The sequence below is a fragment of the Inquilinus limosus MP06 genome (assembly GCF_000767795.1).
In the GTDB taxonomy this organism is placed as follows: domain Bacteria; phylum Pseudomonadota; class Alphaproteobacteria; order DSM-16000; family Inquilinaceae; genus Inquilinus; species Inquilinus limosus_E.
This window is the reverse complement of record NZ_JANX01000765.1, coordinates 1-2,402: the sequence shown is the minus strand read 5'-3', so window position 1 is coordinate 2,402 and position 2,402 is coordinate 1. Positions and strand designations below refer to the sequence as shown.

The 2,402-nt window shown below is 69.6% G+C and carries 3 protein-coding genes; 1 reads left to right on the top strand and 2 read right to left on the bottom strand.

Features of this window, described 5'->3' with window-relative positions:
* On the bottom strand, nucleotides 1–765 hold a 765-nt coding region (locus tag P409_RS32070; protein ID WP_152613660.1), incomplete at its 3' end, for an ATP-binding cassette domain-containing protein.
* Between the two features lie 124 nt (nucleotides 766–889).
* Nucleotides 890–1,795 (bottom strand): substrate-binding domain-containing protein, encoded by a 906-nt coding sequence (locus P409_RS32065; RefSeq protein WP_202964874.1) that lies wholly within the window; start codon nucleotides 1,793–1,795, stop codon nucleotides 890–892.
* Nucleotides 1,796–2,033: 238 nt separating this feature from the next.
* Between P409_RS32065 and P409_RS32060 the strand changes: the two genes are divergently transcribed.
* Nucleotides 2,034–2,402, top strand: a 369-nt coding sequence (locus P409_RS32060; protein WP_034848155.1) for a sugar phosphate nucleotidyltransferase, incomplete at its 3' end; no start/stop codon positions are given.

The window sequence follows — 2,402 nt, the reverse complement described above, 5'->3', positions numbered from 1 at the left end:
GGCCTGCGCGGCGCCGCCCTCGATCCGCGCCAGGGCGCCGAGGTCGCGGCCGACCATCATGCGGATGATGTCGTCGACGGTGATCTCGGCCACCTGGGCGCCGCCGGCCGGCCGGCCGTCGCGCAGCACCGTGATCCGGTCGCACACCGCCATCACCTCGTCGAGGCGATGGGTGACGTAGATCACGGCGATGCCCTGGCCGCGCAGGGTGCGGATGATCGCCATCAGCCGGTCGACCTCGGTGGCGCTCAAGGCCGAGGTCGGCTCGTCCATCACGATCAGCCGCGAATCCATCGACAAGGCGCGGGCGATCTCGACCATCTGCTGCTCGGCGACGCTGAGGTCGCGCACCAGGCGGCGCGGATCGATGGCCAGGCCGATGCGGTCCAGCGCCGTCTTGGCTGTGCGGTGCATCGCGCCCCAGTCGACCAGCCCGGCCCGCCCCGGCTCGCGCCCGATCAGGATGTTCTCCCCCACCGTCAGGCTCGGGATCAGGTTGAACTCCTGGTAGATCGTGACGATGCCGAGCCGCTGCGCCTCATAGGGCGCGGCGAAGCTCACCGCCTCGCCGGCGAAGACGATGCCGCCGCCGTCCGGCGCCTGGGCCCCGGACAGGATCTTCAGCAGCGTCGACTTGCCGGCGCCGTTCTCGCCCAGCAGGCCGTGCACCTCGCCGGCCGCGACCTCCAGCCCGACGCCGTCCAGGGCGACGACGCCCGGGAAGCGCTTGGTGATCGCGGTCATGCGCAGCAGCGGTTCGGTCATCCGTGTCCTCTTCACCCTTATTGTCATGCCCGGGCTTGACCCGGGCATTCAGGGCGGCAAGAGCAGTTCTCGGTGGCCCCTGGATCGCCGGGTCAAGCCCGGCGATGACAGGATGGGAAAGGCCCTACTTCACCTCGCCGATGCGCTCGGCCTTGTCGAGATTGGCCTTGGTGATGGCGATCGGGGTCAGCAGGATCAGCGCCGGGTCCGGCTTCTTCTCGGTCTTCAGATAATCGACCAGCACCTCGACCGCCTTGCGGCTCTGGCCGCCGGGGAACTGCTCGATGGTGCCGGCTAGGCCGCCGTCGCGGATGCTGCCCAGCGCCTCCGGCAGCGCGTCGAAGCCGATGATCCTGATCTTGTCCTGCAGATTGCGGCCACGCACCGCCTCCAGCGCGCCCAGCGCCATGTCGTCATTGGCGGACACGATGACGTCGGGCGGCGTCTGCAGGCCGGCCAGGATCGTCTCGGTCACGCTCAAGCCCTGGTCGCGGGCGAAGTTCGCGGTCTGCTCGGCCACGAACTTGTACTTGTCCTTGTGCTGGTCGAGGACGTTGTGCAGGCCCTTGTTGCGGTCGATCGCCGGGCTGGCGCCAGGCTGGCCCTGCAGGTTCACGATGGTGGCGCCGTTCGGATAGGTCTCCATCAGCCACTTCGCCTGGGCCTCGCCGCCCAGCACGTTGTCGGCGCCGACATGGGCCAGGATGCCGTCGACCCCGGTGACGCGGCGGTCGATGGTGACGACCGGCACCCCGGCCTCCACCGCCTCGCTCAGCACCGGCGCCATGGCGTTGACGTCGATCGGGCTGATGACGATGCCGTCGACCTTCTGCACCAGCGCCGCCTCGACATCGGCGGTCTGCTTCGGCGCGCTGTTCTGGCCGTCGGATTCGACCGAGGCCACGCCCAGCTTCTGCGATTCCGCCTTCAGCTCGTTCATCATGTGGACGAAGAACGGGAAGCCGAGGCTGGGCACAGATGTCAGGATGGTCTTCTTGTCCTGCGCCGCCGCCGGCAGGGCGACCGCCACGGCCAGGACCGCGCGCCCAGCAGGGCGCGCTGCAACGAACCAGTCATGAGCACTCCTCCACGGCGATTTGGCTGCCGGGGGCGGTGCCGCGCCGCGATCCCCGACTCTTTGTTCAGCACGAATTGTCAGATGATTGTTCGGCCACTGTCAACGGACCGCTCCGGCCGCGGCGGGCTTGAACCGGCCGGGCCGAATGGCCGATAAGCGTCGGCATCGAGATCGACGGGATCGGAAGGTTATGGCGAAGGCGAAGACGGCCGAGCAGCTGGTGGGCACGACGCAGCCCGGCAGCCAGGCGGTGGTGCCGGTGGTGTTGTCGGGCGGGTCTGGGACGCGGCTGTGGCCGCTGTCGCGGGCGGGCTATCCTAAGCAGTTCCTGCCGCTGGTCTCGGGCAGCACCATGATCCAGGAGACGGTGGCCCGGGTCGGCGAGGCCGACGGCTTCGCCCCGCCCGTCTTCATCTGCGCCGACGACCACCGCTTCATCGTCGCCGAGCAGATGCGCCAGATCGGCGTGGCGCCCGACGCCATCATCCTCGAGCCCTCGGCCCGCAACACCGCCCCCGCCGTCGCCGTCGCCGCCCGGTTCCTGGCCGACCGCGACACC